This is a genomic window from Kitasatospora sp. NPDC057512 (genome assembly GCF_042802135.1).
Classification (GTDB): domain Bacteria; phylum Actinomycetota; class Actinomycetes; order Streptomycetales; family Streptomycetaceae; genus Kitasatospora.
In genome coordinates this window covers 1-3,480 of the sequence record NZ_JBHVET010000817.1, presented here as the reverse complement: position 1 = coordinate 3,480, position 3,480 = coordinate 1, and the positions used below count along the sequence as shown (strand labels likewise).

Here is a 3,480-nt window from a genome sequence, read left to right as displayed (position 1 = left end):
GCCCGGTACCGAGCGGTACCGGGCCCTGCCGCGTGTCCGGCGCCGTTACTCGAAGGACGGGCCGGCCGTGCGGGTGCGCTTGATCTCGTAGAAGCCCGGGGTGGAGGCCACCAGCAGGGTGCCGTCCCACAGCCGGGCCGCGGCCTCGCCCTTCGGGGCGGGGGTGACCACCGGGCCGAAGAAGGCCACCCGCTCGCCGTCCGCGCCCTCGACCGCGATCACCGGGGTGCCGACGTCCTCGCCGACCAGGGTGATGCCCTCCTGGTGCGAGGCGCGCAGGGCCTCGTCGTACGCGTCCGTGTCGGCCGCGCCGGCCAGCTCGACGGGCAGGCCCGCGGCCACCAGGGCGGCCTCGACGGTCTCCCGGTTCTGCGGCAGGCCCTGGTTGTGGAAGCGCACGCCCAACTCGGTGTAGAGCCGGCCGAGCACCTCCGGCCCGTGCTGCTCGGCGGCGGCGACGCAGACCCGCACCGCGCCCCAGGCGTTGTCCAGCAGCTCCCGGTAGGTCTCCGGGAGGTCCCGGTGCTCGTTGAGCACCGACAGGCTCATCACGTGCCAGCGCACGTCGACCGGACGCACCTGCTGGACCTCGATCAGCCAGCGGGAGGTCATCCACGCCCACGGACAGGCCGGGTCGAACCAGAAGTCGGCGGTCTTGCGCTCAGCGGCAGTCGTCACTGCGGGTGCCCTTCGTGAGGTCGTCCGGGACACGGAGGAGTTCCGCCCCGGGAACGCCAACACCCGCCCGGCACCGCTGATTCCGGCGCGAACGCGGCGGCCTGTGCAATGGTACTGACGCCACGGGGCGTGAAAGGATGACCCCGCGTGCGCGGGGCACCCCCGCGCCGAGACCGCACCACTCACAGGCGCACCACCGTGCGAGCCGGACAAAGGAGTACCGCCGTGCCGGGCAAGAACCTCAGCCGCGACGAGGCGCAGCAGCGGGCCAGCATCCTGGCCGTGGACGGCTACCAGGTCCGGCTGGACGTGACCTCGGCCCCGGACCGGGAGGCCGGCACCTTCCGCTCCACCACCACCGTCACCTTCCGCTGCTCCCAGCCCGGTGCGGACACCTTCCTCGACCTGCTCGCCCCCGCCGTCCGCTCGGTCACCCTCAACGGCCGCGCCCTCGACCCGGCCACCGCCTACGACGGCGCCCGGGTGCACGTCGACGGCCTGGCCGCCGAGAACGTGCTGACCGTCGAGGCGGACTGCGCCTACAGCCGCACCGGCGAGGGCCTGCACCGCTTCGTCGACCCGGCGGACGGCGAGACCTACCTCTACACCCACTACGAGCCGGCCGACGCCCGCCGGGTGTTCGCGAACTTCGAGCAGCCCGACCTGAAGGCCCCGTTCACCTTCACCGTGACCGCCCCGGCCGCCTGGGACGTGCGCTCCAACGCCCCGCACGAGGACGTCACCGAGCAGGACGGCGCCCGCACCTGGGAGTTCGCGCCGACCAGGCCGATCTCCACCTACCTCACCGCCGTCGTCGCCGGCCCGTACCACGTCGCCCGCGACCACTACCGCCGCGAACTGGCCGACGGCACCGCGCTGGAGATCCCGCTCTCCGCGATGTGCCGCAAGTCGCTGGCCCCGTACTTCGACGCGGACGAGATCCTCGGCGTCACCAAGCTCGGACTCGACTTCTTCCACGAGCAGTTCGACTACCCGTACCCCTTCGGCAAGTACGACCAGGCCTTCGTCCCCGAGTACAACATCGGCGCGATGGAGAACCCCGGCTGCGTCACCTTCCGCGAGGAGTACGTCTTCCGCTCGAAGGTCACCGACGCCGCGTACGAGGCCCGGGCCAACGTCATCCTGCACGAGATGGCGCACATGTGGTTCGGCGACCTGGTCACCATGCGCTGGTGGGACGACCTGTGGCTGAAGGAGTCCTTCGCCGACTTCATGGGCTCCTACGGCCTGATCGGCGCCCGCACCCGCTACTCCTCGGCCTGGGTCACCTTCGCCAACCAGCGCAAGGCCTGGGCCTACCGGCAGGACCAGTTCCCCACCACCCACCCGATCACCGCGGACATCCGGGACCTGGAGGACGCCAAGCTCAACTTCGACGGCATCACCTACGCCAAGGGCGCCTCCGTCCTCAAGCAGCTGGTGGCGTACGTCGGTTCGGAGGCCTTCTTCGAGGGCGCCCGCCGCTACTTCAAGCGCCACGCCTTCGGCAACACCGAGCTGGGCGACCTGCTGGAGGTGCTGGAGGAGACCAGCGGCCGCGACCTCAAGGCCTGGGCCGCCGCCTGGCTGCAGACCTCCGGGGTCAACGCGCTCACCCCGCAGGTCACCACCGACGCCGAGGGCCGGATCACCGAGCTGGCCGTGCTCCAGGACGGCGACGTCCTGCGCCCGCACCGGATCGCGGTCGGCCTGTACGACCGGGACGCGGACGGCGCCCTGGTGCGCACCGGGCGAATCGAGCTGGACGTCACCGGCGCCCGGACCGTCGTCACCGAGGCCGCCGGCCTGCCCCGCCCGGCGCTGGTGCTGCTCAACGACGAGGACCTGACCTACTGCAAGATCCGCTTCGACGAGGAGTCGCTGGAGAACCTGCGCGCCGGCCTCGGCGAGATCCGCGACGAGCTGGCCCGGGCGCTGACCTGGTCCGCGGTCTGGAACCTCACCCGGGACGGCCTGATGCCGGCCCGCGACTACGTCGCCCTGGTGCTGCGGTTCGCCGGCCAGGAGGGCAACATCGGCGTGCTCCAGTCGCTGCACGCCCAGGCCAAGACCGCCGTCGACCTGTACGCCGACCCGGCCTGGCGCGGCGAGGGCGGCCGGCTGCTCGCCGACGGCGCCCTGCGCGAGCTGCGCGAGGCCGTCCCCGGCAGCGACCACCAGCTGGCCTGGGCCCGCTTCCTCGCCCAGACCGCGGGCGGCGCCGAGCATCTCGGCCTGGTCCGCGGCCTGCTGTCCGGCAGCGCCCGGATCGACGGCCTGGAGGTCGACCAGGACCTGCGCTGGTCGCTGTGGCTGGCGCTGGCCGCGGCCGGCCAGGCCACCGACGAGGAGCTCGACGCCGAGCTGGCCGCCGACAACACCGCGAGCGGCAAGCGGCACCACACCCAGTGCCTGGCCGCCCGGCCCACCGCGGAGGCCAAGGCCGCCGCCTGGTCGGCCGTGATCGACTCGGACGAGCTGCCGAGCGCCCTGGTCGAGGCCAACACCGGGGGCTTCTCGATCCCCGCCCAGCGCGACCTGACGGCCCTCTACGCGGCGCCGTACTTCAAGCTGCTGGAGCGGATCTGGGCCGACCGGACCATCGAGATCGCGATCCGGATCGTCGGCGGCTTCTTCCCGCTCGCCCAGACCTCCGAGCAGACCCTGGCCGAGGCCGACGGCTGGCTGGCCGGGCACCCGCAGGCCGCGCCGGCGCTGCGCCGCCTGGTGCTGGAGCGCCGGGACGACCTGGCCCGCGCGCTGCGGGCGCAGGCCTGCGACCGGGTCTGACGGGCCGTACGC

At 73.0% G+C, this 3,480-nt stretch carries 2 protein-coding genes; one reads left to right on the top strand and one right to left on the bottom strand.

The window, feature by feature from the left end; genetic code table 11:
* Window positions 1-45 precede the first annotated feature (45 nt).
* Window positions 46-678 carry a DsbA family protein gene (locus tag ACFU6K_RS34200; RefSeq protein WP_380669760.1) on the bottom strand — a complete coding sequence of 211 codons (633 nt, stop codon included), beginning with the start codon at window positions 676-678 and terminating at the stop codon, window positions 46-48.
* A 225-nt stretch (window positions 679-903) separates the two neighbouring features.
* Here ACFU6K_RS34200 and pepN point away from each other — a divergent pair, with 225 nt between their 5' ends.
* Window positions 904-3,468: an aminopeptidase N gene (gene pepN / locus ACFU6K_RS34195; RefSeq protein ID WP_380669758.1), complete on the top strand. Its 2,565-nt coding sequence runs from the start codon at window positions 904-906 to the stop codon at window positions 3,466-3,468.
* Window positions 3,469-3,480 lie beyond the last annotated feature (12 nt).